Here is a 25499-nt window from a genome sequence, read left to right on the forward strand (position 1 = left end):
ATCGACGATGGCTCGATCGGTCACGTCAGTGCCTCCTGCCCAAAAGGCCGTTCGGGAACAGAAACACGACCAGGATGACCGCAAGATAGAAGAAGAACTCACCATATTCGGGCGCAAGGTACTTGCCGGTCGTGTCCGCAAGGCCAAGCAGTATCGATGCCGCCACGGCGCCCGGGATCGATCCTGCCCCGCCGACCGAGACAACGACAAGGAACGTCACCATATATCTGAGCGCGTAAAAAGGTTCGACGGGCAGCAGTTCGGCGCCCACCACGCCCCCGAACGCCGCCAGGCCGACCGCAAGCGCGAAGGTCGCGGAAAAAAGGATCTGCGTTTTGATTCCGAGCGACTCGGCCATGTCACCGTTGTCGACCGCGGCACGCAGCCGGATCCCGAACTCGGTGCGGTCGATCAGTAGCCAGAGCAAGCCCGCGGTGCACACTCCGCAAATCGTCACGAAAATCCGATGAGCCGGGATCATTCGGAAGCCGAGATCGACGGGACCGCTCAGCAGCGGAGGCAGCGGAATGGATTTGGTCGTCGGGCCAAGAATGTAGTTGGCAACGCCAATGATGACGAACGCGATGCCGATCGTGAGCAATATCTGGGTCAGCTCATCGGACTTGCGATAAATCCGGCGGTAGAGAAGAAACTCGAGCGGAAAGGCGATCGCGATGGTGCCGAGGACCGCCAGGACAATCGCGAGTGGATATCCAACTCCCGCGTTCTTGAGCGCAAAAGACGCGAGATATCCCCCGATCATCGCAAATGCGCCATGAGCGAGGTTCACTACCCTCATCAGGCCCATCATGATGGATAGGCCGATGGAGATGATGAAAAGCACCATGCCGTACGAGAGGGCATCTAGCCCGATGCTGAGACCCGTCCACGCCATTAGTTGAATGCTTCCGCGGCTTTTCGGATCTGGAGCCGCTCGGCAGCCAGCCCGAACAGGTGGATGTGCGCGTCCGTCAAGCCGGGTATCATCCGGTCGCTGGCATCGCCATAGATGCGACCGTTGACGAAGCGAATAGACTGCGACCGACCACTCATTCCGGGCCCTTATCCGACACGATGAAGAGATTGCTCGCGAGATTTACATCGCGAGCGATCCGCCCTAGTTCTTCGCCAGGCCCCAGTCCGGCTGCGCATCGAACGTTTGCAGTTCCTTGTTGAGGAGCTTGCCGTCCTGCTTCACGACTTCGCGCAGATAAACGTTCTGACGAATATGCCGGGTATCCGGGTCGATCGACACGGGGCCGCGCGGACTGACCCATTTCATGCCCTTCACGGCCGCAAGGGCTTTGTCCGGATCCTTTTGACCGTTCGTGGCCTCAACCATCTTGTAGATGAGCCGAGCACCGTCATAGGCCGCGACCGACGCCATGGTGATGTCGTCAGGCTTGGCGCCGGCCTTGATCAGATCGGCCAGGAAGGTTTTGTTCTCTGGAGAGTCGTGCGAGACCGCGTAGTGGTAGGTCGACAGGATGCCTACGCCGCTGTCACCGATAGTCGGAAGATCGGGCTCGGTCACGACATCACCCGTGGACAACAACTTCACGCCAGACGCTTTCAGCCCGTTGTCGATATAGGCCTTGACGAACCCCAGGGTCGGCGGACCGGCCGGCAAGAACGTGAAGATCATGTCAGCGCCGGAATCCTTGATCCTTTGCATGATCGGGCCGAAATCGGTGGTATTGAGCGGCATCCTGATCGATTGGACGATGGTGCCTCCATCTGCCTCGAACGTCTTTTTGAAGGCTGCTTCGGCATCGATGCCGGGGCCGTAATCGCTGACGGCGATCGCCACCTTCTTGGCCGCTCTGGCCTTCGCCACCTTTGCCGCGGGGACCGTGTTCTGCCACATCGTAAAGGACGTCCGCACGATGTAGGGGCTCTTCTCCACGATCGCGGACGTCGCGGCGTTCATGACGATCATAGGCACCTTCGCTTCCTCGAGAAGCGGAGCGACGGCCAGGGCGTCCGGAGTGAAGTACAGTCCCGCGATGTACTGAACCTTCTCCTTGACGATCAACTCCTGAGCCAATGATTTCGACTTGGCGGGGTTCGGCGATTCTTCGTCGCGATAGACAAACTCGATCTGATGATCGCCCACTTTCGATCCATGCTTGGCCACCCAGGCGTCAATGCCGTACTTGAAGTTCTGGCCGAACAAGGCATACGGACCGGACATGGTGCCGATGATACCCACCTTGATGGTGTCGCACTGCGCCGGCGACATCCAGGCAGTGGCAATCGCGACGGCCCCAACAAGTCCAAACCTCAAGCTCATATCTCTTTTCTCCCGCTTCGGTGATGCCGTTTCAGAACATTTCGAAATATTCTCGCTGCTCCCACTCGGTGACCGTCGATTGGAAGCGCTCGATTTCCGCGTTCTTGATGAAAACGTAGTAGTCGACGAATTTCTCTCCCAGAGCCTCGCGGAAGAAGGGGTCATCGCGCAACGCGAACACCGCCTCGCGCAAGGAGGTCGGCAGGAGGTTCGCCTTGGTCTCGTAGGGAGTGTCCGCCGACGGACCGGGATCGAGCTGGCGATCAATGCCGTTGAGGCCGGCCAGAATCTGCGACGCCATGTAAAGATAGGGGTTTGCAGCCGGCTCGCCGATCCTGTTCTCGAGCCGGGTGGCTTTATCGTCGGGACCGCCCAGCACGCGGATCATGACGCCCCTGTTGTCGCGTCCCCAGATCGCCCGATCCGGAGCCAGCGAATAGGAACGGTAGCGCTTGTAGCCATTGATCGTCGGCGTCGAGAAGACCGCGGATGCCCTGGCATGCTCCAGCAGCCCGGCCATATAGTGCTTGCCAAGGTTCGACAGGCCGGCCGGTTCGCTGGTCATGAACGCGTTGACGCCGTCTGTTCGGGAGACCAGCGATTGGTGAAGGTGCCACCCCGATGACATCACGTTCGGTATCCGCGGCCGGCACATGAAGGTCGCGTGATAGCCGTGGCGGTTGCAGATCTGCTTCACTGCCGTACGAAACAGCACCATGGTGTCCGCCGGCTCAATGCCGACGGTGGGCTGGAACACGAACTCGCACTGGCTCGGCCCGTATTCCAACTCGATCGACCGAAGCGGCAAGCCCAGCGCCACGATGTTTTGCCTGATCAGCTCGAGCGCAGGCTCCATCTGGTCGTAACGTTGCTCCGTCAGGTACTGATAGCCCTGCGAAAGCAGGCTGACCTCCGGAGGCTCACCCGGTTGGCCGGGACTGCCGGCGTCCCAAGGCGCCAGTCGGGGATTCTCGACTCTGAAGATGTGGCATTCGACCTCGAGGCCCGCTTTGAAATCATAGCCCCGGTCCTTGAGCTGCCCCAGCACGGATTGGTACAGGCCCCTGGAGGCGAAGGGCACGGGTCGTCCGTCGGAGAAGTAGAGGTCGCAAAGCACCCACCCGGTTTTTGGTGCCCAGGGGAGAAGCTTGAAGGTGGTGGGATCGGCGACCATCAAGATGTCGCCTCCCCCCTGCATCTCGTGCATCCCGAACCCGCCGCCGGCGGTGAAGACGGGAAACACCGTGCGGTGAGAGGTATCTTTCGCGAGCAATGTCGTCGTTATCGAGCAGCCGCTCTCGATCGACGAGAGCGCCTCGGAAGCGACCAGCGCCTTGCCGCGCAAGATGCCGTGCTGGTCCGGAAAGGAGAGCCGGATCGTATGCAACTCCTGCTCCTCCGCCATCCGCCGCATGCGGATGGCAGCCTCCTTCTGTTCGGCCGACCAGAGACCGTGCTTTTCGACGAAACTCAACGACATCTCCTTTGCTGAGCTGGGCGGCCTGGCTTATTCGGCGGCGGTCAGGTGAGGCACCTTCTTGGCGAGCTCGGCGGGCACCGGCGCGGCCCAGGGAGCGCCCCGACGACGCTTGACGTCCACTTCCATCCAGTAGGTTTCCCAGCCCTTCGTCGGACCGATGCCGTCCATTGTGGCCGGCCCCTGGATGCTGCGCGCGCTGGCAGCGTCGAGGAACAACAGCGGCTTGCCCCCGGAGGCCACCTTCTCGATCTCCTGGCGAAGCAGCCGGCGGTACTGAATGATCGCCTTGTCGGATTGCCCGAGATGCTCACGCGTCCGGTCCTGAATAGCGCCCATCGACTCGACGGCCCACTGGTCGTGGACGTTGATGTCCGCGCCCATGCCGGTGTAAGTCTCGGTCGCCTGCTCGTGCGGGTCGAAGCCGTAATCGTTCGACTTGTTCTTCCGCGAGCGGTATTCCGGCAACTCGTAAAGCTCGAGGCGCTGCGCGCGCATTTTCGCCTTGTCGACGGGCGCGGCGTAGCTGGTGAAAATCGCATACCAATAGCAATTCACGTCGTCGACGGGCACATGCCACTGGGTAATCGTCATCTCCGTGCTCATCGGAATGACGAACGCATGCGGGAATAGCTGGTTGGTGACGCGAACGTGGGTGCGCTGCTCGTCGATTTCTCGCAAGGCGATGAGCCGCAGGCCGTATTCGGTGTGCTCGACGTTGATGATCGGCCGGTCGTACTCGCGCAGGACCTTCGTCATGGGCATCTCCGAGTCGGCCGACGCACCGCGAAACTGCTTGCCATAGGCCGCCGATGTATCCTCATCCTCGAAGAACCGGTGAAGGAACGATGCGTGAGCCGGGTCGATGCCGACTTCCAGCGCTTGCAGCCAATTGCATTCGATCAGGCCCTTGAAGGCGAAGGTGTATTCGTCCGGCGCCGCGAAGCAGTCGATCTCCGGAAACGCGGGCGGCTCGCCTTCACCCAAATACGCCCACAGGATTCCACCCTTCTCCACGACGGGGTAGGACCGCTGCTTGATATTTTTGCAGAGCGAGGAGTTTGCAGGCTCGGCGGGCGTCTCGAGACACTGTCCCGTGACGTCGAACAGCCACCCGTGGAAGGCGCAGCGCAGGCCACCGTTCTCGAGCCGGCCGAAGGCAAGGTCGGCGCCCCGATGCGGGCAGTCGCGATCGAGCAGGCCATAGCGCCCCGTTTCGTCCTTGAACAGAACGAAGTTCTCGCCGAGAAGCTTGACGGCCTTGATGGGGCGCCCCTCCGCGAGTTCGTCGACGAGCGCAGCAGGCTGCCAATACATCCGCATCAGCTTTCCCGCAGGCGCCTTCGGTCCGATGCGGGTAATGAGGTCGTTCTGCTCTTGGCTCATCATGACTTGGATCTCCTCTCTCGGCTTCGAGATGCGTCCTCATGCTATCGGGACGCGGACTAACGCTGAAACACGATCTTGCCGCCGACGATCGTCAGGTCGGCTTTGATGTCTTTGATCTGCTCCTCGGGGACCGTCATGAGGTCCGCCGACAACACGGTCAGGTCCGCGAGTTTTCCGGCCTCGATCGTCCCCTTCTCGTTCTCTTCGAACATATAGTGCGATGCCGCGCTGGTGTAGAGGCGCAGCGCCTGCTCGCGGCTGACGGCTTCGTTCGCTCCATAAACGCGTCCGGCGAGATCCTTGCGGGTTACCATGACGTAGATGTTGATGAAGGGATTGATCGTGTTCACCGGGAAGTCGGTGCCTGCGCCGAGGCTGTTCAGCCCCACCTTCTCGATGAGAGTTTTCGTGGGCACGGCCCGATTGGCGACCGCCGCACCCAGGAAGCGCTCGACGGTGGCCGCCTTGTCCCACATGAAAACGTTCTGGAGGTCGACTCTGACACCGAGGCGTTTCGCGCGCTCCATTTGCTCGGGCACTATCAAGCTTCCATGGATCAGGACGAAACGCCGATCCTTGATCGATTTCTCCTTGTCGGCCGCTTCGAATGCATCAAGGACGTGGTCGATGCCCTTGTCGCCGACGGCATGGACACCCACGCGCCAATTGTGGCGATTGCAAATGGACACCAGATCCTTGAGGCGTTGCGGCGATTGCTGGGCAATGCCGTGGTAGCCATCATGCGAGTCTGGATAGGCCTCGCGCATGAGCGCCGTCTTGAGCGTCATGCCGCCGTCGTAAAGGATCTTGATTCCGGCGAACTTCAGCCAGTCATCGCCAAAGCCGGAGGAGGCGCCGTTGCCTCGCATGATGGCCTCCCAGGCCGCGTTCTCGGCGGGGGGTTCCGGGCGCCACATGAGACCGACCCGTAGCGTTGCTTCACCGGCCTGCGCCACGCGCTGCAGGGCCGCGATGTCCCTGGGCGAGGTGGCCCCTTCTACGGCGCTGGTGATCCCGAACGAGTTCAGCACACCTTCCGCGAGCTTGAATTGGCGAAACTCGTCGTCCGCCGTCCACTCCGGAACGGTCTTTTCGACCTGATCGATCGCCGTCTCGACCAGAACGCCGGTCAGGTCACCGGCACTGTCGCGCTCAAACGATCCGCCGCTTGGGTTTGGCGTGGCCTTGGTTACGCCAGCCTTCTCGAGCGCCATCGAATTGGCCATCGAGAAGTGGCCAACGGTCCGGAGATAGACCGGATTGTTCGGCGCGACGCCGTCGATTTCCTGGCGTGTCAGGTAACGCTTTTCCGCGAGCTGTGACGGGGGATGCCAGGCGCTTCCGATGATCCACTCGCCGGGCTTTTTCTTCGCCACGAACTGCTTGATGCTTGCGAGGGCATCCGCAACAGTCTTGGCGCCGCTCATGTTGACGACGTAGTCGGACAGACCGGCAGCCTTGAAATGCGCGTGCGTGTCGATCAGCCCGGGAACGACAGTCTTGCCCTGCAAGTCGATCGTGCGGGTGCGATTTCCGGCCAACGCCTTGATCGTCGCCGCGTCTCCTACGGCCAAGATTCTTCCGTCGCGAACGGCAAGCGCTTCCGCAACCTTTGACTGACCGTCCATGGTGAGAATCTTGCCGTTGATCAAGGCAAGCGAGGGAGCATTGGCCTCCTGCTGCTGGGCAAACGCCGCGCCTGATGTCAGCACCACTCCCACGATCGCTGTCGTCAGCTTCATTGCATCCTGCCCTGTCGTTCGGTAGTCGAACATTAGTCCGATATCGTTCAGAATGACTCCAATGTGACGCGCAAGCAAGCAAAATATTTCCGCATAACTTGCCTAATGGAACCGCAGCGGCGGCCAACAGGTCGGGATTGAGGGTCCGCCAGAACTGCTGTAACCGTTTAACGAACTTATGTTCTCAGATCGAACAAACTTAGGAAACGGAGGTCGGATGCCGCGAGTGAGATTTGTCCAGCAGGACGGCAGCGGAAAATCCATCGAGGTCGGACCCGACGTGAGCGTGATGCTCGCGGCCGTCCGCAACGGTATTCACGGCATCGACGGCGAATGCGGCGGCTGCCTCGATTGCGCGACCTGTCACGTCTACGTCGATGAAGAACAAGCAAGCTCTCTCCCTCAGCCGAGCGAAGAAGAGCTCGAGTTGCTGTCCGCCGTCTCGGGAGAGCGAAAGCCGAACAGTCGGCTGAGTTGCCAGTTGAAGGTGCCCGCCCCTCTCGACGAGCTGGTGGTCCATGTGCCGGCGAGGCAATCATGACAGGGCTGGTCATCATCGGCGCATCATATGCCGGGGTTCAAGCCGCTCTCACGGCTCGTGACGCCGGCTATTCTCAGCCCATCACCATTGTGTGCGACGAAGAGTGGCTGCCCTATCAGAGGCCGCCGCTATCCAAAGACTTCCTTCTCGGGCGCATCAGCGAGCAAAATCTGATCTTGCGCGACGAGACTTTCTTCGAAGGCAAGCAGATCAATCTCGTTCTTGGGCAGCGCGCCACGCTGCTCGATTTGCACGCGCGACAGGTCACTCTGGCCGGCGGCAACGCTTTGAAGTTTGAAAAACTCCTCTTCGCCACAGGCTCGCGCGCGCGGCGCATCGCGGTTGAGGGCGCGGACTTCGATGGAATTTTCTATCTGCGTTCGGTGACCGATGCGATCGACCTGAAGGCAGGTCTGGCCAATGCTGCGGAGATTGTCATCGTCGGCGGCGGCTTCATAGGGCTGGAAGTTGCGGCCTCCGCGGCAAAGCTGGGCAAGAAGGTCACCGTCGTGGAAGCGAGCAGCCGCCTGCTTGAACGTGCCGTCTCGCCGGTCTTGTCGACCTTTCTTCTTGATACGCATTTGCGGGCTGGCGTCGACGTGATGCTCGACGAAACGGTTGCTTCCTTCAAAGGAAACGATCGAAAAGTTTCCGCTGTCGTGCTGGGCAACGGTGCCGTTGTCCACGCCGACCTGGTGCTGGTGGGGATTGGTGGTGTCGCCAATGACGAGATCGCGCGCTCGGCGGGGCTTAGATGCACGAATGGAATTGTCGTTGACGCGCACGGACAATGCGAAACATCGGACATTTTCGCGGCCGGTGACTGCGCCAACCACTTCAACCGCTTTTGCGAAAGCTGGGTGAGATTGGAATCGGTGCAAAACGCCCAGGATCAAGCGAAGGCCGCTGGACTGGCGATCGCCGGCGCTCGAGCGCCCTATGAGAATGTGCCGAGGTTCTGGTCCGACCAATATGACGTCAAGCTGCAGATCGTCGGGCTGGCCGGACGATATGATCGGCAGGCGGTCCGAGGTTCGGTCGACGACGGAAGATTCTCGGTCTTCTACTATCGCCAGGGCCGATTGGTCGCGGTGGACAGCGTCAACCGGCCAGGCGAGCAAATGGCAGCCCGACGCCTGATTGCGGCGGGAATCTCCCCTGCACCGGAGCAAGCCGCAGACTCTTCCTTTGACCTCAAATCCCTGGTGACAGCCGGAGACAAGGCTGGCGCCTAGCGCGCGGATTTGTGATGGTTCTCGCTTTCGAGAGGCCACTGAGAGGGACCGCCCAATAGAATGCCGAGGCTGAAGCGTACGGAAGAAGAGGAAAAGGCGCGGGAGGGCAGCGAGTTCATCGAGACCCTGGATCGGGGTCTTCGCGTGATACAGTCGTTCGGTATCGATCGCCGTCCAATGACCCTCAGCGACCTCTCCAAGAGCGCGAATCTTCCGCGGGCGACGGTGCGCCGGATTCTGATGACCCTCGTAAAATCCGGATTCGTCGCGGGCAACGAGCGGTTGTTTTCGCTAACGCCCAGAGTGCTGCTTTTGGCTTCGGCCTATTTGGCGTCGAACCAAATCAGCACCGTGATGCAGCCGTTGATGGACGAGGTCGCCGGCAAGGCCAGGGAGGTCTGCTCCCTTGCGGTCCTGGATGGCGAAGAGGTCGTTTTCATCGCCCGCTCGAGTCCGGCGCGGGTATTTTCGACCGGACTGGACATAGGATATCGGCTGCCGGCTTTCTGCACGTCGGTGGGACGCGTTCTGCTGGGCAGATTGGCAAACGACGAGCTGACGAGAACGGTCGACGGCATGAAGCTGGCGGCTCTGACCCAGTCGACGCTGGTCGACAAATCGGCAGTGATTGCGACGATCATTGCCGACCGCACCAAAGGGTATAGCCTTGTCGATCAGGAAGCCGAAGAGGGCTTTCGGTCGATATCGGTGCCAATTCGCCGCTACGATGGCGCCGTCATCGCGGCCGCAAATATCGGCGCTCATGTCGATCGCATCACGACCGGTGAGATGATCGATCGCTTCCTGCCTCTCCTCAAGGAGATGTCCCTCGCCGCGCAGCCCCTGCTCGTCTGAGAAGCTGCCGTCTTTTGGCGAGCACCCGTCATTTTAGCCGTTTCTTGTAGGCGACCGGGTCCATGTCACGGACATCCACGCTTATGCTGGCCACATCCGGGCATCGCTCTGTCATCGTCCGTCGAAGGCTCGTACTCAGCTCGACCTTCTGGTCGGGCGATCGACCTTCGAGCAAATAGACAGACAGATGCACGAAGCTGTCACGCTTCCCGGCAACCAGGAAATCGTTGTAGACGCACGCGCGCACCTTGACGTCCTCCGCCTTCATGATACCCGTTCGCCAAGCGGCTTCAAAGAGCGCTTCCATCAAGCCTGTTACGTCGTCGCGAGCGAGCGCCCCTTCCGAATATTCGATCACCAAGTGCGGCATGACGTTGTTCTCGTTTTAGGTGGCGCTCATGAGATGACCTCACCGTCGTAGACCGTTCGCCCCTCAACGTCGCCATCTTTGTCGCGGCGGGTCATGGTTCGCATGGGGAAGGCCCGGTCGGCGGAACTTTGCCGAGAAACGCCCTGTGCAGCGCAGAGCTGTGCAGCAGCTCCCCAGCCGGGCCGGGTCCGTGGGTGATTTCAGGCTGGGCGGAAGATCTGGCTGGGGCGGGAGGGATCGAACCTCCGAATGGCGGAATCAAAATCCGCTGCCTTACCGCTTGGCTACGCCCCAACAGACGACGAACGGAACGGGCAGAACCGGCACCCGCAGATTCCCGTCGGTCGCAGCCGGTCTATAGGGAGCGGCGCGGCATTTCAACCGCCTGGAGGGGCAAAAAGGGCCCGGCGGCCGACACTCTATTCTGGGCTCCGACGGCCCTGCCCGTTCCGGCCAGCCCATCCGGCGTCCCGGCAGTTGAGACCGCTCCCGTTTCATGGGAATACGGCGCCAATATTTGTTCTCGGGGAGTGAGCCATGACCTACCGCGCGCCGATTTCTGACATGCTGCTGTCGCTCAACCATGGCGCGGGCCTCAAGGCCGCCCTGGAGGCCGGCCATTACGGCGATTTCGACGCCGACATTGCCGCGGCCGTGCTGGAGGAAGCCGGCAAGTTCGCATCCGACGTGCTGGCGCCGCTCAACAAGGTCGGCGACGAGCACGGCATCAAGCTCGAGGGCGCCAAGGTCACGACCGCGCCGGGCTGGCCTGACGCCTACAAGCGCTGGACCGAGGGCGGCTGGAATGCGGTGTCCGGCCCGGAAGATTTCGGCGGCCAGGGCCTGCCGCTCGCCATCAACGCCGCCTGCACCGAGATCTGGAGCGCGGCCAACGTCGCCTTCGGCCTTTGCCCGCTGCTGACGGCGTCGGCGATCGAGGCGCTGGACGCCCACGGCAGCGACGAGCTGAAGCAGATCTATCTCAAAAAGCTCGTCTCCGGCGAATGGACCGGGACGATGCAGCTGACCGAGCCGCAGGCCGGCTCCGACGTCGGCGCGCTGCGCACCCGCGCCGAAAAGCAGGCGGACGGCACCTATCGCATCAAGGGGACGAAGATCTTCATCACGTATGGCGAGCACGACATGACCGACAACATCGTGCATTTCGTGCTCGCGCGTCTGCCCGATGCACCCGCCGGCACCAAGGGGATCTCGCTGTTCCTGGTGCCGAAGTTCATGGTCAACGCGGACGGCTCGCTGGGGCCGCGCAACGACATCTATGCGAGCGGCGTCGAGCACAAGCTCGGCATGCATGCCTCGCCGACGTGCACCATGACCATGGGCGATCATGGCGGCGCCATCGGCTATCTGATCGGCGAAGAGAACCAGGGCATGCGCTGCATGTTCACGATGATGAACCAGGCCCGCCTCGGCGTCGGCCTGGAGGGCGTCGGCGTTGCCGACCGGGCCTACCAGCAGGCCCTGTCGTATGCGCAGGAGCGCCGCCAAGGCCGCGCGGTAGGCAAGAAAGGCGACGGCTCGGATGCGATCTTCGTGCATCCCGACGTCAAGCGCATGCTGATGCGGATGCGGGCCCAGACCGCGGCCGCCCGCACCATCTGCTATGCGACGGCTGTCGCGATCGACGTCTCGACCCGCGCCAAGGATCCGACGGTGCGCGCTGAAGCCGCCGCACGCGCGGCGTTGCTGACGCCGATGGCCAAGGCCTATTCCACCGATATCGGCAACGAGGTCGCCTATCTCGGCGTGCAGGTGCATGGCGGCATGGGCTTCATCGAGGAGACCGGCGCGGCCCAGCACTACCGCGATGCCCGCATCACCGCGATCTACGAGGGCACCAACGGCATCCAGGCGATCGATCTCGTCACGCGCAAGTTAGCTGCCAATGGCGGCGCGTCGGTGTGGGCGCTGCTCGACGAGCTCTCGGCGACCGTCAAGCAGGTGGAGGCCTCCAACGATCCCGCCTTCGGCACCACCGGCACCAAGCTGCGCGAGGCGCTGGAGGCGCTCACGCGCACCAGCAAATGGCTGCTGGAGCGCGTTGCCTCCGCGCCGAACGACGCGCTTGCGGGGGCGACGCCCTATCTGCAGCAATTCGGCTCCACGCTCGGCGGCTGCCTGCTCGCCTCCGAGGCGCTCGCCGCCAAGGCCGAAGGCCTTGGCGACGCGCCACGCTACGTCGCGCTGGCGCGCTTCTTCGCCGAGAACATCGCGGTGCAGGCGGGCGCGCTCGAGCGCACCGTGACCGAGAGCGCGGAATCGGTCGCAGCGGCGGATGCGGCGCTGCTGGGGTAAGGTGAGCGCCGCAAACGCGACATCGTAGCCCGGATGGAGCGTAGCGAAATCCGGGAAAGTCTCACCGCGGATACAGCGGTCCCGGATTGCGCTGCGCTCCATCCGGGCTACAAAGCTGCGACCTGAGCCCTTCTCCCCGGCCGCCACAGCACCACGCCCGCCGCGGCGAGATCGAGCACCACGCAGGTCGCAAACGCCGTCGTGTAATTGCCCGTAACGCTCCGCACGAGACCGACGACACCGGGGCCGAAGGCGCTGACGATGCCGCTGATCGAGGTGCCCAAGCCCACCGCGGTCGCGAAGGCCGAAGCACCGATCTCGCGCTGGATGATCAAGGGCGGGAACGTGATCATGTTCCCCATCGAGAAGCCGTAGACGGCGCAGCAGGCCAGCAGCACGGTCGGGCTCGTGCTTTGCAGAGCCACGAACAGCGCAGCCGCCTGGCTCGTCATCGAAACCGCACAGGCGAGCCGGGCATCGAGCCGGTCGACGAACAGGCCGAGCGAGAGGCGCCCGACGATCGCCATCGCCGCCATGATCGTGACGGCAAGCCCTGCGGCGGAGCGGCCGATCAGCGGCTCGAGAAACGTCACCTGGTGGACGATGAAACCCATCTGCGCCAGCAGCGCGAGCGCGATCGGCAGCACCATGGTCCAGAACGCCGCGTTGGCGAGCACCGCCTTGCGCGAGCGAACCGGCGCTGAGGAGCCGGAGGAACGTCCGCCGGCTGCAGGCGACATCCCTGCGGGCCATCCGATGAAGGTCACGACCGCCGGCAGCACCAGCACCATCATCGCGAGGGTCGCCGTCAGCATCGCAGACCGGAAGCCGATGCTGCCGGTCAGCGATAGCAACAGCGGAACGAGAATGATGCCGCCGCAAGTCGCGCCGTTGAAGGCAAGGCTGAGCGCGAGGCCGCGCCGCTGCTCGAACCAGGAATTCAGCACGGTCGCGATCACCACCGTGCCCATGCCGGTCCAGCCAACCGACATCAGCGCATAGGCGAGATAGAGCTGCCAGGGCGTCTGCACCAGCGCCAGCAGCACAGTCGAAGCGCCGAGCGCCGACAGGCCGCACAGGATCAGCGCGCGCAGCCCGATGCGCTCGAGCAGGTCATCGGTGAAGATGACGAGCACGGAGGTCAGGAGAAACGAGAAGGTGCTGGCCGCGGAGATCAGCGTGCCCGGCCAGCCGTGAGCGCGCTGCAACTCGGCGAGATAGACGCCTTGGCCGTAGAGGCCGAAGCCGAACATGAAGAAGGCCATCAGGAAGCACGCCAGCACGACCCGCCAGCCGCGATAATACGGTGAGGATTCGTCGATCCGGGGGGCGGCAATCATGAATCTGACGGTCTGTCTGAAGGGAACGGGGCCGGATCGTGCCCCACAACCAGCGGTTTTTCAAATGAAACATTGTAGCTAATTGTTGCGGCACGTAGCGGACCTGGCATTCATCGAGCGGCATGGCTCGTGCGATGATGGGCTGCGCGTGCCCCAAAAATGACGACAACAACCTTCGTGAAATCTTCGCGCCGAACGAATAGTCTAACTCCATGCGACATCTTCTCCGCCTGGCTTGCTTCGTCCTCGCTCTCACCGGCACCCTCCCCGCTGCGGCCCAGAGCGCAGCCCCCGTCGAGCTGCGCATTCTCGCGATCAACGATTTCCATGGCCATCTGCGGCCGCCGCCGGGCGGCATCCGCATCAACGACCCCGAGGACAAGTCCAAGAAGGTGACGGTGGCGGCCGGCGGCGCCGAGTACATGGCGACGCTGCTGAAGCAGCTGCGCGAAGGACACAAGAACGCCATCTTCGTCGCCGCAGGCGACCTGATCGGCGCGAGCCCGTTTCTGTCGGCGATGTTTCACGACGAGCCCTCGATCGAGGCGCTCTCGATGATGGGCCTTGCGATCAGCTCGGTCGGCAATCACGAATTCGACGAGGGCAACACCGAGCTTCTGCGCATGCAGAACGGCGGCTGTCATCCCGTCGACGGCTGCCAGGGGCCGCATCCCTTCACGGGCGCCAAATTCCGTTATCTCGCGGCCTCCACCGTCGAGACCGCGACCGGCAAGAGCGTGCTGCCGCCCTACGAGATCAGGGAGTTCGACGGCATCCCCGTCGGCTTCATCGGCCTGACGTTGAAGGAGACCGCCGGCATCGTCTCGCCAGCGGGCATCGCCGGGCTCGAATTCCGCGACGAGGCCGAGACGGTGAACGCGCTGGTGCCGCAGCTGAAGGCGCGCGGCGTCGAAGCGATCGTGGTGCTGATCCACCAGGGCGGCGAGCCCGCCGGCGACTACAATGAATGCCCTGCCATCACCGGGCCGATCGTCGACATCGTCAGGAGATTCGACCGTGCCGTCGACGTCGTCGTCAGCGGCCACACCCACCGCGCCTACATCTGCAATATCGACGGGCGGCTCGTCACTAGCGGCGACAAATACGGCACACTCGTCACCGCGATCGACCTCAAGCTCGATCCTGTGACTCGCGATATCGTCGCCGCCAAGGCCGAGAACGTCATCGTCGCCAATGCTTCGCTGGCCAGGGATCCCGAGCAGACCGCGTTGATCGACGCCTACGACAAGCTCTCCGCGCCGATCGCCAACCGGCCCGCCGGCTCGGTGACGCAGACATTGTCGCGCGTGCCGAACGAGGCCGGCGAAAGCGCGCTCGGCGATATCATCGCCGACGCGCAATTGCTCGCAACGCGCGATGCGAAGGATGGCAGCGCTGTCATCGCGCTCACCAATCCCGGCGGCATCCGCACCGACATCGTTCCAAAGGAGAACGGCGCGATCACGTTCGGCGACGTCTTCGCCAGCCAGCCGTTCCGCAACCGCCTCGTCACCATGACCCTGACGGGCAGCCAGCTCAAGGACTTGCTCGAGCAGCAATGGCTGGACCCGAAGCGGCCGCGGATTCTCCAGGTGTCGAACGGCTTCAGCTATACCTGGGATGCTTCAAAACCGTTCGGCGAGCGCGTCAGCCTGGAGAAGATGACACTCAACGGCAGGCCGATCGAGCCAGGAAGCGGCTACCGCGTCACGCTCAACGATTACCTCGCCGTCGGCGGAGACGGGTTTACCGTCGCCAAGCAGGGCACCGCGCCACAATACGGCGGTTACGATGCGGACGCGCTGTTCGCGTTCTTCCGGGCGCACGGGCCGGTCGGTCCGCTGCCGCCCAGGCGCATCCTGCGGGTGAATTGATCCGGATCAAGCGGGCAGCCCTTTGCCATTCCCGGCCAAGCGCTTAGATTGGATTTTGCATTGCGTTTTGGCGCCGGATGCGCCAACGACGGCAAAAGCCCGTTTTCCGTGAGGCCGACCTGATGAGCACGCTTCTCCTTTCCCACAAGGCCTGCCTCGACCATGTCACGCCGCCGGGACACCCTGAGAGGCCGGATCGCCTGCGCGCGGTGGAGGAAGCGTTGTCGCATGAGCGCTTCCAGTTCCTGGCCCGCGAGGAGGCGCCTGAGGGCGATCTCGATCTCGTCACGCTCTGCCACAACGAGCATTACGTCACCGAGCTGCGCCACATCGCGCCCACCAGCGGTCAGGTCTACATCGACGGCGACACCTCGATGTCCCCCGGCACGTGGGAGGCGGTGATGCGCGGCGTCGGCGGCGCGGTTGCGGCGACCGAAGCGGTGATGGCCGGCGAGCATCGCAACGCCTTCGTCGCGGTCCGCCCGCCCGGACATCACGCCGAGATCGGCAAGCCGATGGGCTTCTGCTTCTTCGACAACGTCGCGATCGCCGCGCGCCACGCCCAGCGCAAATACGGCATCAAGCGCGCGGCCATCGTCGACTTCGACGTGCATCACGGCAACGGCACGCAGGACATCTTCTGGTCGGACCCGACCGTGATGTACTGCTCGACGCACCAGATGCCGCTGTTTCCGGGCACCGGCGCCAAAAGCGAGCGCGGCGATCACGACACCATCGTCAATGCGCCGCTCGCCTCCGAGGACGGCGGCCCGGAATTCCGCGTCGCGTTCGAGAATCTGATCCTGCCGCAGCTCGAGAAATTCAGCCCGGAGCTCTTGATCATCTCGGCCGGCTTCGACGCGCATTATCGCGATCCCCTGGCTTCGCTCAACCTGCGCGCGGAGGACTATGCCTGGGTGACGCGCAAGCTGATGGACCTCGCCGACAAGACCGCCGGCGGCCGCGTTGTTTCGGTGCTCGAGGGCGGCTATGACCTGCAGGGACTGAAAGAATCTGTTACGGCGCATGTCGGCGCCCTGATGGGCGCTTGACCCACCCGCCACATTACGCCCGTAAAACTCTGCTTTCTCAAAGGTGAAGCGAATCGGGCAATCGGAAACGGATATGGCCGAAAACACTCAAGTCGACGTCTCCAGGCTCACCTTCGAGCGCGCGATCGAGGAACTCGAAACGATCGTGAAGCGGCTCGAGGACGGCAAGGTGCCGCTCGAGGAATCCGTGACGATCTACGAGCGCGGCGAGGCCCTGAAGCGGCGCTGCGAGGAATTGTTGCGCCAGGCCGAGGCGCGCGTCGACAAGATCACCACCGATGCCAGCGGCCAGGCCACCGGCACGGCCCCGCTCGACGTCCAGTAATAAGAGTGCTCTCCCGCTCAGTCTTTTGCCCCCGCAGGGCGGCGCAAGACCGCGACGCAGGTCCGCGTAGAATGTGTTCGCGGTAAGCGTGGCCGCTGCGTCCTTATCGCAGTGCGCAGCTCCCGGCCGGCATGCGATTCCCTGGCGGTGGATACGCCCCTGCCTTCGAATCGGGTCGTTGAGAGCTAGAAAAGCCCATACTCGGGCCAAAAAGCCTGCCAAGAACCGAGCAAGGCCGGAACCCCTTACCCCGCACCGAGGTTAACCACTTCTGGTCCGCGAGTTGCACCTGCATACCCCTAATCGGCCCAGCGGGTTGGCTTTGGCCTAAGCTTTGGTGTAAAGCTGCGCGGAGTGTGGCTTTTTGTAAGCCTTGCGTGGGCACCGATTACCGACGACAAGCGCTTCAAACTGCTAATGAAATTGGCTTGGGACGGACGAAGCCGATCTAAGTGACAGGGATCACAGAGACTGAACCGGAGCACACTTAAGCTTACCTAAGCTTGAAGGCGGGGCCTTGCCCCGTGCAGGTGGCTCCGACGGTTATAGGACTCGCGCTGCGCCGATATTGTGCAAACCCATCGCGCACCGGAATGACCTTCCGGTGCTGACAAATTGGAAATCGCCGTGAACGCATACAGTAAGACGCCGCTTCTCGACACCATCCGGACGCCGGAAGATCTGCGCAAGCTCAAGGTCGAGCAGGTTCGCCAGGTTGCCGACGAGCTGCGGCAGGAGACCATCGATGCCGTCTCGGTGACCGGCGGTCACTTCGGCGCGGGCCTCGGCGTGGTCGAACTCACCACCGCGATCCATTACGTCTTCGATACGCCGCGCGACCGGCTGATCTGGGACGTCGGCCACCAGGCCTATCCGCACAAGATCCTCACCGGCCGGCGCGACCGCATCCGCACGCTGCGCACCGGCGGCGGCCTGTCCGGCTTCACCAAGCGCAGCGAGAGCGACTACGATCCGTTCGGCGCGGCGCATTCCTCGACCTCGATCTCCGCCGGCCTCGGCATGGCCGTGGCGCGCGACCTCTCCGGCGGCAAGAACAACGTTATCGCCGTGATCGGTGACGGCGCGATGTCGGCCGGCATGGCCTATGAGGCCATGAACAATGCGGGGGCGATGAACTCGCGCCTGATCGTCATTCTCAACGACAACGACATGTCGATCGCGCCGCCGGTCGGCGCCATGAGCGCTTATCTGTCGCGCCTCTATTCCGGCAAGACCTATCGCACGCTGCGCGATGCGGCCAAGCAGATCAACAAGCGCCTGCCCAAGATCCTCGCCAACCGCGCCAATCGCGTCGAGGAATATTCCCGCGGCTTCATGATGGACGGCGGCACGCTGTTCGAGGAGCTCGGCTTCTACTATGTCGGCCCGATCGACGGCCACAACCTCGACCATCTCCTGCCCGTGCTGAAGAACGTCCGCGACATGGAGACCGGTCCGATCCTGGTCCACGTCGTGACGCAGAAGGGCAAGGGCTACGGCCCGGCGGAAGCCTCCGCCGACAAGTATCACGCCGTCGTCAAGTTCGACGTCGCGACCGGCACGCAGGCCAAGGCCAAGCCGAACGCGCCGGCTTATCAGAACGTGTTCGGCCAGAGCCTCGTCAAGGAAGCCCAGAAGGACGACAAGATCGTCGCCATCACCGCGGCGATGCCCTCGGGCACCGGCGTCGACATCTTCAACAAGGCCTTCCCCGACCGCACCTTCGACGTCGGCATCGCCGAGCAGCACGCGGTGACCTTTGCCGCGGGCCTTGCGACCGAAGGCTACAAGCCGTTCTGCGCGATCTACTCGACCTTCCTGCAGCGCGGCTACGACCAGATCGTCCACGACGTCGCGATCCAGAGCCTGCCCGTCCGCTTCGCCATCGATCGCGCCGGCCTCGTCGGCGCCGACGGTGCGACCCATGCCGGCTCGTTCGACAACGCCTATCTCGGCTGCCTGCCCAACATGGTGATCATGGCGGCGGCGGATGAAGCCGAGCTGGTGCACATGGTGGCGACCCAGGTTGCGATCGACGACCGTCCGAGCTCGCTGCGCTATCCGCGCGGCGAAGGCCGCGGCATCGAGATGCCCGAGGTCGGCATTCCGCTCGAGATCGGCAAGGGTCGCATGATCCGCCAGGGCAGCAAGATCGCCCTGCTCTCCTTCGGCACCCGCCTCGCCGAATGCGAGAAGGCGGCCGACGAGCTCGCCGCCCACGGCCTGTCGACCACGATCGCCGATGCGCGCTTCATGAAGCCGCTCGACACCGAGCTGGTGCTCAAGCTCGCGCGCGACCACGAGATCCTGATCACGATCGAGGAAGGCTCGATCGGCGGTTTCGGCTCGCATGTCGCGCAGTTCCTGACCGACCAGGGCGTGCTCGACAGCGGCATGGTCAAGTTCCGCTCGATGGTGCTGCCCGACGTGTTCCAGGATCACGACACCCCGGCCGCCATGTACGCCCGCGCCGGCCTCGACGCCAAGGGCATCGTCGCCAAGGTGTTCGAGGCGCTCGGCAAGGATGTGAAGACCGAGACGGTCAAGCTGGCTTGAGCTGGTTCACCTCTCCCGCTTGCGGGAGAGGTCGGTTCGCGAAGCGATCCGGGTGAGGGCTTTCGCCTCTTGGGGGTTCTCACTTGCGGAGACACCCTCTCCCCAACCCTCCCCCGCAGGCGGGGGAGGGAGCATAGCTCGCACCGTGGCATGCACCTCGATTCAAAATTCTTCGGCTTCACTCCATGAAAATCTATCTGGCAGGCCCCGACGTGTTCCTGCCGGATGCCGTCGAGATCGGCCGGCGCAAGGTCGAAATCTGCGCCGCGCACGGGCTTACCGGGCTCTACCCCCTCGACAACGCGATCGACCTCACCGCGCGCGACGCTTCGCGGCAGATTTTCTGCGGCAACGAGGCGATGATGGACGCGGCCGATGCCATCATCGCCAACCTCACGCCGTTCCGCGGCGCCGGCGCCGATCCCGGCACCGTCTACGAGCTCGGCTACATGGCCGGCCGCCGCAAATTCTGCCTGGCTTATTCCAACGATGGCGCCGCCTATGCCGACCGCCTCAGTCGCTTCATGGAGGTCACCTCCGAGAACGGGCGGCTGGTCGATGCCCAAGGGCTGACGGTCGAAGATTTCGGCCTCGTCGACAACCTCATGATGATCCATGCGCTGGAGCTGCACGGCTGCCCGCTGGTGACGCCGGCCACTATGCCGACCGACGTCTGGCACGATCTCACCGCGTTCGAGACTTGCGTCCGGATGGCGGCCGCGCGATTGATCGCTACATAAGCTTTTTAGTCGTCCGTCGGAGATCCGATGCCCCCTGCCCGCAAGCGCGCGGATGTATTGCTGGTCGAGCGCGGCCTGTTCGAGAGCCGGGCGCGGGCCCGCGCGGCGATCGAGGCCGGCCTCGTCACGGCCGACGACAAGCAAATCGCAAAGCCGTCGGAGACGATTGCCGAGGACGCGGTGATCCAGGCCGAGCCGGCGCACCCTTACGTCTCCCGCGGCGGCGTCAAGCTCGCCGGGGCTCTGGAGCGGTACCCGATCGAGATCGAGGACCATGTCTGCCTCGACGTCGGCGCCTCAACCGGCGGCTTCAGCGAGGTGCTGCTGGCGAACGGCGCGAGCCTGGTGTTCGCCATCGATGTCGGCACAAGCCAGCTGCATCCCTCGCTGCGCGATCATCCCAAGATCGTGTCGATGGAGGAGACCGACATCCGCAGCTATGAGGGCAAGCGCCTGCCGGCGCGGCCCGATGTCGTCGTCATCGACGTCAGCTTCATCTCGCTGAAATCAGTGCTGCCGGTAGCTCTGTCGCTGGCAGCCGCACCGATGAGCCTGCTGGCGCTGATCAAGCCGCAATTCGAGGCTGACAGGAAGCACAACAAGAAGGGCATCATCCGCGATGCCGCCGTGCACCGGGAGATCTGCGACGACATCGCAGCCTTCGCGGCTTCGCTCGGCTGCACCGAGATCGACATATTCCCCTCGCCGATCACGGGCGGCGACGGCAACATCGAATTCTTCCTGGGCGCGCGCCGTGGTTGAGCGCATCACGATCGATCATGTCGGCCATCGCGGCGACGGCGTCTGCCTCGACGCCGGCGAAGCAATCTATGTGCCCTATACGCTCGGCGGCGAGACCGTCGAGGTCGATCACGTCGTGGGCCATCATCCCGACCGCCGCAAGCTGCTGGCGGTGGAGGTCGCAAGCCCGGAACGCGTCGAAGCATTCTGTCCGCATTTCGGCGTGTGTGGCGGCTGCGCGATCCAGCATTGGGCGAACGAGCCGTATCGGGCCTGGAAGCGCAACATGGTGATCGAAACGCTGGCGCAGGCCGGCATCGATTGCGAGGTGGCGCCGCTGGTCGACGCCCACGGCGCCGGGCGTCGACGCATCACGCTGCACGGCCGGTTCGGCACGCACGACATCCTCAAGGTCGGCTTTTCGGCTGCGAGCTCGCACGACGTCATCCCGATCCATCGTTGTCCGATCCTCGATCCCGCGCTCGAGGGCGCACTCGATGCCGCCTGGGCACTCGCCGAGCCGCTGACGTCCAAGATGCCGGTGACCAAGCCATTGGACATCCAGGTCACCGCGACCGCCAACGGGCTCGATGTCGACGTGCGCGGCTCGGGCCCGCTGCCGACGGCGCTGGTCACGGCGCTGTCGCGCGTCGCCGAGCAGCACCGCCTGGCGCGGCTGACCCGGCATGGCGAGCTGGTGCTGCAACGCCTGCCGCCGACGGTGAGGATGGGCCGCGCCGAGGTGACGCTGCCGCCGGGCTCGTTCCTGCAGGCGACGGTGGCGGGCGAAGAGACGCTTGCGGCACTCGTCGCAGAGCGCATCGGCAAGGCCAAGGAGGTGCTCGACCTCTTCTGCGGCGTCGGTCCGTTTGCGCTCAGGCTCGCGGAGAAGGCGCGCGTTGCAGCCTATGACAGCGACGCCGGCGCCATCGCGGCGCTGGCGAAAGCTGCGCGAACACCTGGCCTGAAGCCGATCAAGTGCGAGCCCCGCGATCTGTTCCGCCGCCCGCTGGTGCCGCAGGAGCTGCGGGACTTCGACGCCGTGGTATTCGACCCGCCGCGCCAGGGCGCGCAGGCGCAGGCGCTGAAGCTTGCGGCGAGCAAGGTGCCGGTCGTGATTGCCGTGTCCTGCAACGCCGCGACGTTTGCCCGCGACGCACGGCTCTTGATCGACGGCGGCTATCGGCTGGAGTCCGTGGTACCGGTCGACCAGTTCCGCCACACGCCGCATGTCGAGCTGGTGGCGCGGTTCGTGCGGTAGGCTGCAAACTCGTCGCCGGCAGCCTTGATGTTGGTCAATCGCTCCGCCCTCGGCCGGCGCTAAGAATGCCCCGCGCAATCGAAGCGGAGCGGACAGGGGTGGCCAACCGGCGACAATTCATCACGACCGCGCTCGGGCTTTCTGCGGCAGTGATCGGCAGCCCTTCCGCCGCGCTGGCGGCGATGACCTATGATGAGGCCATCAACGCGTCACGGGCTCCGCTGCGAGCAGGCCTAAGGGATCGCGAGCTCGTCCGGTTTGCGACGCTTGCGGCCAACAGCCACAACACCCAGCCGTGGATCTTCGCCGTCCGCGGCAATGTCATCACGATTGCGCCTGACGTCGCGCGGCGCTGTCCGGCCGTCGATCCCGACGATCATCATCTCTTCGTCAGTCTCGGCTGTGCCGCCGAAAACCTCATCCTCGCCGCGGCCACGCTGGGCTGGCGCGCCGATCCGGTCGTCGACGGCGATCGCATCGTGATCACGCTCGACGAGGCCGCTCCTGCCGCATCGGCCCTGGCCGATGCAATTCCCGTCAGGCAATGCACCCGCGCGGCCTTCGCCGGCAAGCCTGCCGCGCCCGAGATGCTGCGCCAGCTCGAGAACGCCTGCCGGCAACCCGGCGTCGCTGCGATCCTGATCACCGAGCGTGCCGGGATGGCTGAGGTCGCCGACTATGTGCTCGAAGGCAATTCGGCGCAGATGCGCGACAAGGCCTTCATGCGCGAGCTCGTCGACTGGATCCGCTTCAACGAGGCAGAGGCGGTCGCGACCATGGACGGGTTGTTCGCGCCCGCATCGGGAAATCCTGCGCTGCCGTCCTGGATAGCCCGGCCGCTTCTGAAGCTGTTCTTCACCGAAAGCGGAGAAAACAAGAAATACCGCGAGCAGCTCGACAGCTCGGCCGGTGTCGTCGTGCTTGCTGCCGATCGCAGCGACACCTCGCACTGGATCGCGGTCGGCCGCGCCTGCCAGCGCTTCGGCTTGCAGGCGACCGCACTGGGACTGAAATATTCCTTCGTCAACCAGCCGGTCGAGGTCGCAGCACTGAGGCAGCAATTCGCGACCCGGCTCGGCCTCGGCGAACGACGCCCCGACATCGTGATGCGCTTCGGCACCGGCCCAAGCCTGCCGAAATCGCTGCGGCGTCCACCGGAGCTGGTGATGCGATCTTAGCGTCGCAGGCCGCTCAGCGCCGGCGATTCGCCGGGCAGCATGTTCGATCTGATATCGCTGTCCATGCGGCCCGAATCCTGCTGGGTGTAGCCGACGCCGAACGACAGGCTGAGATTTGAGGTCGGCTTGAATTCGACACCCGCAAACCCGCCATAGCCGGGCGCGGCGGTGGAGGTGAGCGGCGCCAGCGAGCTGCCGATGCCGTTGCCGTATTTCAGCGTGTCGAAGCCGGCGAAAAAGGTGACGGGCATGCCGCCGCCGGTCTTCATCTGATAGCCGAATTGCGTGCTGTCATAAGAAAGCGCGCTGAAATTGCCGAGCGAGCCCGCCTGGTTGAAGCCGCTCAATCCGAGATTGCCGCGTTCGCGACCGATGAAGAAGCCGTTCGCAGAGCTCGTACGCCAATCGGCCTCTCCGGCGTTGAAGCCCGCAAAGTTGCCATAGCTGTCGGAGCTCAGGCCGGCAGCGCCGCCAAGGCCGAAAGGCCCGCCGGGAATCCAATATCGCAGCGGCGCCACTTGCGCGTGAACCGGCGCTCCGTCGAGGCAGAACACGGCGAGAGCTGCAAGAGCGCATGAGCGTGCAAGGTCGAACATTCTGGCTACCGTCTGAAACACTGCAAAACTATACTCCTCGACCATCCTCAATGCCAGCGGAGCGACCGCGCCGGCCCTCGCGGCCGCAAGTCTTTCGGGGAACCGCACCTGATGCCGGACGATCCGCTGCTCACCCGCCTAGCATCCGTTGTTGCCGATGTACCTGGCGTTCAAGCTGTTGTGCTCGGCGGCTCTCGCGCGCGGGGCCGCGCGCACGCGGCCTCGGACTACGATATCGGACTCTATTTCAAGTCAGCGCTGGACACCGGACGGTTGCTGGCCGCCGCGAAGACGATCGCGGACGATCCCGCCGCCACGACGGTGACGCCCGTCGGAGAATGGGGGCCCAGGATCGTCGGTGGCGCCTGGCTTTCGGTGGAAGGCCGCAAGGTCGACCTGCTCTACCGCGACGCCGACGCGGTCGAGGCCGTCATGGAATCCTGCGGCGCCGGCGCGGTCACCATGGACTACCAGCCCGGCCATCCGCATGGCTTCTGCTCGGCGATCTGGATGGGCGAGATCGCATATTGTCAGCCGCTGCACGATCCGACCGGCCTGATTGCCCGGCTCAAGTCGATCGCGCTTCCCTATCCGGAGCCACTGCGCAGCGCCCTGATCCGGCGCTTCCAATGGGAAGTCCTGTTCAGTATCGAAAATGCCGAGCTCGCGGCCGCACGCAACGAGCGGACCCATGTCGCGGGCTGCCTCTACAGATCGCTCGCCTGCGTCGCGCAGGTGCTGTTCGCACTGAACGAGCGCTATCTGATCAACGAGAAGGGGGCGCTGCAGGAGGCAGCCAGCTTGCCGCTGACGATTCCGCACCTGGTGGAGCAGTCCGACCGGATCTGGCAATTCGTCGCCGACGGCGGCTTCGCACAGGCCTGCGCAATGCTGCGGCAGGTCGACCGAGAATTGAAGGCGCTGGCTCACCCCGGCGGAACAGCGCCGTAAAGGGTTATGCGGTCTTGTCGACCGAAGACGACGAATCCGCCGGCGGATATTTCGTCACCGGCACCATGAAGGATTTGGTGCCGACCTGGTAGATGATCTTGCCGTTCTGCCCGTCGTCGCTTGCGATCTGCGTCTGTCCGAACATGATGACGTTCTTGTAGACGAAGCCGGTGCCCTTGCGGGTGACGCCGTCGGTGGTGACGCTGACCTCGGCCTCCTTGCCATTGACGGACAGCACCTTGAAGCTCGCGCTCTTGCCGTTCTCGCTGGAATAGCCGCCCCAGCTTCCCATCAGGCGGCTGTCGGACGCGGGCGGGTCCTGCTTTTGCAGATTTGCAGTCTGCTTGCCGACGCCCCCGAACGAGAACAGCATCACCATGTTCTTGCCGTCCTTGGTGCCGACCGTGACGCCGCCGAAGGTGATGAGCGTGCCCTGAACCTCGCCAAAGCCGCGCTCGGTGCGTCCGTTGTGGGTGTACTCGACTTGCGCCCGGGCCCCGCGGATGTTGACGACCTTGAAACCGACGGGCTGGTTGTTGCCCACCCAATTGCCCTTCCAGTCACCGAGCAGAGCGCTCTGGCGATACAGCCGCTCGTTGGCGGGCGAAATCTGGCTGGTGCTCGATGTGACGATGGCCATTGGATTGCTCGGACGGGCCTCACAAAC

Annotated in this window: 23 protein-coding genes and 1 tRNA gene; 13 read left to right on the plus strand and 11 right to left on the minus strand. The window is 63.8% G+C overall.

From position 1 onward, the window contains the following. Positions 1 to 25: 25 nt before the first annotated feature. The 6 genes from I6F28_RS08230 to I6F28_RS08255 form a co-directional block, all read right to left on the minus strand. The gene (locus I6F28_RS08230) at positions 26 to 895 is read right to left on the minus strand and encodes a branched-chain amino acid ABC transporter permease (protein WP_036004151.1); all 870 of its coding nucleotides are present in this window, start codon (positions 893 to 895) and stop codon (positions 26 to 28) included. Next, on the minus strand, positions 895 to 1053 hold the full coding sequence (locus I6F28_RS08235) for a hypothetical protein (RefSeq protein WP_225139674.1): 159 nt from the start codon (positions 1051 to 1053) through the stop codon (positions 895 to 897). Before I6F28_RS08235 ends, I6F28_RS08230 begins: the two co-directional genes overlap by 1 nt. 64 nt (positions 1054 to 1117) lie before the next feature. Beyond that, entirely contained in the window at positions 1118 to 2242 is a 1125-nt protein-coding gene (locus tag I6F28_RS08240; RefSeq protein WP_225139675.1) for an ABC transporter substrate-binding protein, read from the minus strand. A gap of 82 nt (positions 2243 to 2324) precedes the next feature. Then, on the minus strand, positions 2325 to 3767 hold the full coding sequence (locus tag I6F28_RS08245) for a glutamine synthetase family protein (protein ID WP_225134209.1): 1443 nt from the start codon (positions 3765 to 3767) through the stop codon (positions 2325 to 2327). A 33-nt stretch (positions 3768 to 3800) separates the two neighbouring features. Continuing rightward, positions 3801 to 5159: an aromatic ring-hydroxylating dioxygenase subunit alpha gene (locus I6F28_RS08250; RefSeq protein ID WP_036004148.1), complete on the minus strand. Its 1359-nt coding sequence runs from the start codon at positions 5157 to 5159 to the stop codon at positions 3801 to 3803. 56 nt (positions 5160 to 5215) lie between these two features. Then, positions 5216 to 6901 (minus strand): amidohydrolase, encoded by a 1686-nt coding sequence (locus I6F28_RS08255; RefSeq protein WP_109145895.1) that lies wholly within the window; start codon positions 6899 to 6901, stop codon positions 5216 to 5218. Between the two features lie 217 nt (positions 6902 to 7118). Here I6F28_RS08255 and I6F28_RS08260 point away from each other — a divergent pair, with 217 nt between their 5' ends. Genes I6F28_RS08260 through I6F28_RS08270 form a run of 3 tightly spaced genes read left to right on the plus strand, consistent with a single transcriptional unit; the run spans position 7119 to position 9532 of the window. Beyond that, the gene (locus I6F28_RS08260; RefSeq protein ID WP_109144607.1) at positions 7119 to 7442 is read left to right on the plus strand and encodes a 2Fe-2S iron-sulfur cluster-binding protein; all 324 of its coding nucleotides are present in this window, start codon (positions 7119 to 7121) and stop codon (positions 7440 to 7442) included. Beyond that, positions 7439 to 8677 (plus strand): NAD(P)/FAD-dependent oxidoreductase, encoded by a 1239-nt coding sequence (locus I6F28_RS08265; protein WP_225139677.1) that lies wholly within the window; start codon positions 7439 to 7441, stop codon positions 8675 to 8677. The genes I6F28_RS08260 and I6F28_RS08265 overlap by 4 nt, the downstream gene beginning before the upstream one ends. Positions 8678 to 8737: 60 nt before the next feature. Further along, on the plus strand, positions 8738 to 9532 hold the full coding sequence (locus tag I6F28_RS08270) for an IclR family transcriptional regulator domain-containing protein (RefSeq protein WP_109144609.1): 795 nt from the start codon (positions 8738 to 8740) through the stop codon (positions 9530 to 9532). A gap of 28 nt (positions 9533 to 9560) precedes the next feature. On the opposite strand, the gene I6F28_RS08275 is transcribed toward I6F28_RS08270, so the two are convergent. Together I6F28_RS08275 and I6F28_RS08280 are read right to left on the minus strand one after the other, a co-directional pair. After that, positions 9561 to 9902: a 5-carboxymethyl-2-hydroxymuconate Delta-isomerase gene (locus I6F28_RS08275; RefSeq protein WP_036004140.1), complete on the minus strand. Its 342-nt coding sequence runs from the start codon at positions 9900 to 9902 to the stop codon at positions 9561 to 9563. Positions 9903 to 10121: 219 nt separating this feature from the next. Next, a tRNA-Gln gene (locus tag I6F28_RS08280) sits at positions 10122 to 10196 on the minus strand. A 243-nt stretch (positions 10197 to 10439) separates the two neighbouring features. Between I6F28_RS08280 and I6F28_RS08285 the strand changes: the two genes are divergently transcribed. After that, on the plus strand, positions 10440 to 12218 hold the full coding sequence (locus I6F28_RS08285; protein ID WP_225139678.1) for an acyl-CoA dehydrogenase family protein: 1779 nt from the start codon (positions 10440 to 10442) through the stop codon (positions 12216 to 12218). 107 nt (positions 12219 to 12325) lie between these two features. On the opposite strand, the gene I6F28_RS08290 is transcribed toward I6F28_RS08285, so the two are convergent. Next, positions 12326 to 13558, minus strand: a complete 1233-nt coding sequence (locus I6F28_RS08290) for an MFS transporter (protein ID WP_225139679.1) — start codon at positions 13556 to 13558, stop codon at positions 12326 to 12328. Between the two features lie 212 nt (positions 13559 to 13770). Between I6F28_RS08290 and I6F28_RS08295 the strand changes: the two genes are divergently transcribed. The 8 genes from I6F28_RS08295 to I6F28_RS08330 all read left to right on the plus strand — a co-directional run bounded on the left by I6F28_RS08295 (position 13771) and on the right by I6F28_RS08330 (position 23285). Next, entirely contained in the window at positions 13771 to 15432 is a 1662-nt protein-coding gene (locus tag I6F28_RS08295) for a bifunctional metallophosphatase/5'-nucleotidase (protein ID WP_225139680.1), read from the plus strand. Positions 15433 to 15554: 122 nt separating this feature from the next. Continuing rightward, positions 15555 to 16484, plus strand: coding sequence for a histone deacetylase family protein (locus I6F28_RS08300; protein WP_036004131.1), 930 nt, complete (start codon positions 15555 to 15557; stop codon positions 16482 to 16484). A 73-nt stretch (positions 16485 to 16557) separates the two neighbouring features. After that, on the plus strand, positions 16558 to 16809 hold the full coding sequence (locus tag I6F28_RS08305; RefSeq protein ID WP_008132970.1) for an exodeoxyribonuclease VII small subunit: 252 nt from the start codon (positions 16558 to 16560) through the stop codon (positions 16807 to 16809). A gap of 627 nt (positions 16810 to 17436) precedes the next feature. Then, the gene (gene dxs / locus I6F28_RS08310; protein WP_225112641.1) at positions 17437 to 19365 is read left to right on the plus strand and encodes a 1-deoxy-D-xylulose-5-phosphate synthase; all 1929 of its coding nucleotides are present in this window, start codon (positions 17437 to 17439) and stop codon (positions 19363 to 19365) included. Between the two features lie 185 nt (positions 19366 to 19550). Continuing rightward, on the plus strand, positions 19551 to 20105 hold the full coding sequence (locus I6F28_RS08315) for a nucleoside 2-deoxyribosyltransferase (protein WP_225136514.1): 555 nt from the start codon (positions 19551 to 19553) through the stop codon (positions 20103 to 20105). A 27-nt stretch (positions 20106 to 20132) separates the two neighbouring features. Continuing rightward, the gene (locus I6F28_RS08320; RefSeq protein ID WP_225139681.1) at positions 20133 to 20867 is read left to right on the plus strand and encodes a TlyA family RNA methyltransferase; all 735 of its coding nucleotides are present in this window, start codon (positions 20133 to 20135) and stop codon (positions 20865 to 20867) included. Next, positions 20860 to 22107 (plus strand): class I SAM-dependent RNA methyltransferase, encoded by a 1248-nt coding sequence (locus I6F28_RS08325; protein ID WP_225139682.1) that lies wholly within the window; start codon positions 20860 to 20862, stop codon positions 22105 to 22107. Before I6F28_RS08320 ends, I6F28_RS08325 begins: the two co-directional genes overlap by 8 nt. 65 nt (positions 22108 to 22172) lie before the next feature. Continuing rightward, positions 22173 to 23285, plus strand: coding sequence for an Acg family FMN-binding oxidoreductase (locus I6F28_RS08330; RefSeq protein WP_225139683.1), 1113 nt, complete (start codon positions 22173 to 22175; stop codon positions 23283 to 23285). Here the strand turns inward: I6F28_RS08330 and I6F28_RS08335 are convergent. Beyond that, complete coding sequence (locus I6F28_RS08335) at positions 23282 to 23881, minus strand: hypothetical protein (protein WP_225123788.1); 600 nt, start codon at positions 23879 to 23881, stop codon at positions 23282 to 23284. The two genes, I6F28_RS08330 and I6F28_RS08335, sit on opposite strands and share 4 nt — an antisense overlap. Before the next feature lie 111 nt (positions 23882 to 23992). On the opposite strand from I6F28_RS08335, the gene I6F28_RS08340 reads away from it, so the two are divergent. Then, positions 23993 to 24832: a nucleotidyltransferase domain-containing protein gene (locus tag I6F28_RS08340; RefSeq protein ID WP_225139684.1), complete on the plus strand. Its 840-nt coding sequence runs from the start codon at positions 23993 to 23995 to the stop codon at positions 24830 to 24832. Positions 24833 to 24836: 4 nt separating this feature from the next. Here I6F28_RS08340 and I6F28_RS08345 read toward each other — a convergent pair whose 3' ends face one another. Continuing rightward, on the minus strand, positions 24837 to 25472 hold the full coding sequence (locus I6F28_RS08345; RefSeq protein WP_036004087.1) for a hypothetical protein: 636 nt from the start codon (positions 25470 to 25472) through the stop codon (positions 24837 to 24839). Positions 25473 to 25499 lie beyond the last annotated feature (27 nt).

It is taken from the genome of Bradyrhizobium sp. NBAIM14 (genome assembly GCF_020193895.1).
Taxonomy (GTDB): Bacteria; Pseudomonadota; Alphaproteobacteria; order Rhizobiales; family Xanthobacteraceae; genus Bradyrhizobium; species Bradyrhizobium yuanmingense.

What these genes read in the sequence shown, in the direction of transcription:
- I6F28_RS08230 (WP_036004151.1), bottom strand. Translation starts at nt 895, where the DNA reads ATGGCGTGGACGGGTCTCAGCATCGGGCTAGATGCCCTCTCGTACGGC.
- I6F28_RS08235 (WP_225139674.1), bottom strand. Translation starts at nt 1,053, where the DNA reads ATGAGTGGTCGGTCGCAGTCTATTCGCTTCGTCAACGGTCGCATCTAT.
- I6F28_RS08240 (WP_225139675.1), bottom strand. Translation starts at nt 2,242, where the DNA reads ATGTCGCCGGCGCAGTGCGACACCATCAAGGTGGGTATCATCGGCACC.
- I6F28_RS08250 (WP_036004148.1), bottom strand. Translation starts at nt 5,159, where the DNA reads ATGATGAGCCAAGAGCAGAACGACCTCATTACCCGCATCGGACCGAAG.
- I6F28_RS08255 (WP_109145895.1), bottom strand. Translation starts at nt 6,901, where the DNA reads ATGAAGCTGACGACAGCGATCGTGGGAGTGGTGCTGACATCAGGCGCG.
- I6F28_RS08260 (WP_109144607.1), top strand. Translation starts at nt 7,119, where the DNA reads ATGCCGCGAGTGAGATTTGTCCAGCAGGACGGCAGCGGAAAATCCATC.
- I6F28_RS08265 (WP_225139677.1), top strand. Translation starts at nt 7,439, where the DNA reads ATGACAGGGCTGGTCATCATCGGCGCATCATATGCCGGGGTTCAAGCC.
- I6F28_RS08270 (WP_109144609.1), top strand. Translation starts at nt 8,738, where the DNA reads ATGCCGAGGCTGAAGCGTACGGAAGAAGAGGAAAAGGCGCGGGAGGGC.
- I6F28_RS08275 (WP_036004140.1), bottom strand. Translation starts at nt 9,902, where the DNA reads ATGCCGCACTTGGTGATCGAATATTCGGAAGGGGCGCTCGCTCGCGAC.
- I6F28_RS08285 (WP_225139678.1), top strand. Translation starts at nt 10,440, where the DNA reads ATGACCTACCGCGCGCCGATTTCTGACATGCTGCTGTCGCTCAACCAT.
- I6F28_RS08290 (WP_225139679.1), bottom strand. Translation starts at nt 13,558, where the DNA reads ATGATTGCCGCCCCCCGGATCGACGAATCCTCACCGTATTATCGCGGC.
- I6F28_RS08295 (WP_225139680.1), top strand. Translation starts at nt 13,771, where the DNA reads ATGCGACATCTTCTCCGCCTGGCTTGCTTCGTCCTCGCTCTCACCGGC.
- I6F28_RS08300 (WP_036004131.1), top strand. Translation starts at nt 15,555, where the DNA reads ATGAGCACGCTTCTCCTTTCCCACAAGGCCTGCCTCGACCATGTCACG.
- I6F28_RS08305 (WP_008132970.1), top strand. Translation starts at nt 16,558, where the DNA reads ATGGCCGAAAACACTCAAGTCGACGTCTCCAGGCTCACCTTCGAGCGC.
- I6F28_RS08315 (WP_225136514.1), top strand. Translation starts at nt 19,551, where the DNA reads ATGAAAATCTATCTGGCAGGCCCCGACGTGTTCCTGCCGGATGCCGTC.
- I6F28_RS08320 (WP_225139681.1), top strand. Translation starts at nt 20,133, where the DNA reads ATGCCCCCTGCCCGCAAGCGCGCGGATGTATTGCTGGTCGAGCGCGGC.
- I6F28_RS08330 (WP_225139683.1), top strand. Translation starts at nt 22,173, where the DNA reads ATGCCCCGCGCAATCGAAGCGGAGCGGACAGGGGTGGCCAACCGGCGA.
- I6F28_RS08335 (WP_225123788.1), bottom strand. Translation starts at nt 23,881, where the DNA reads ATGTTCGACCTTGCACGCTCATGCGCTCTTGCAGCTCTCGCCGTGTTC.
- I6F28_RS08340 (WP_225139684.1), top strand. Translation starts at nt 23,993, where the DNA reads ATGCCGGACGATCCGCTGCTCACCCGCCTAGCATCCGTTGTTGCCGAT.
- I6F28_RS08345 (WP_036004087.1), bottom strand. Translation starts at nt 25,472, where the DNA reads ATGGCCATCGTCACATCGAGCACCAGCCAGATTTCGCCCGCCAACGAG.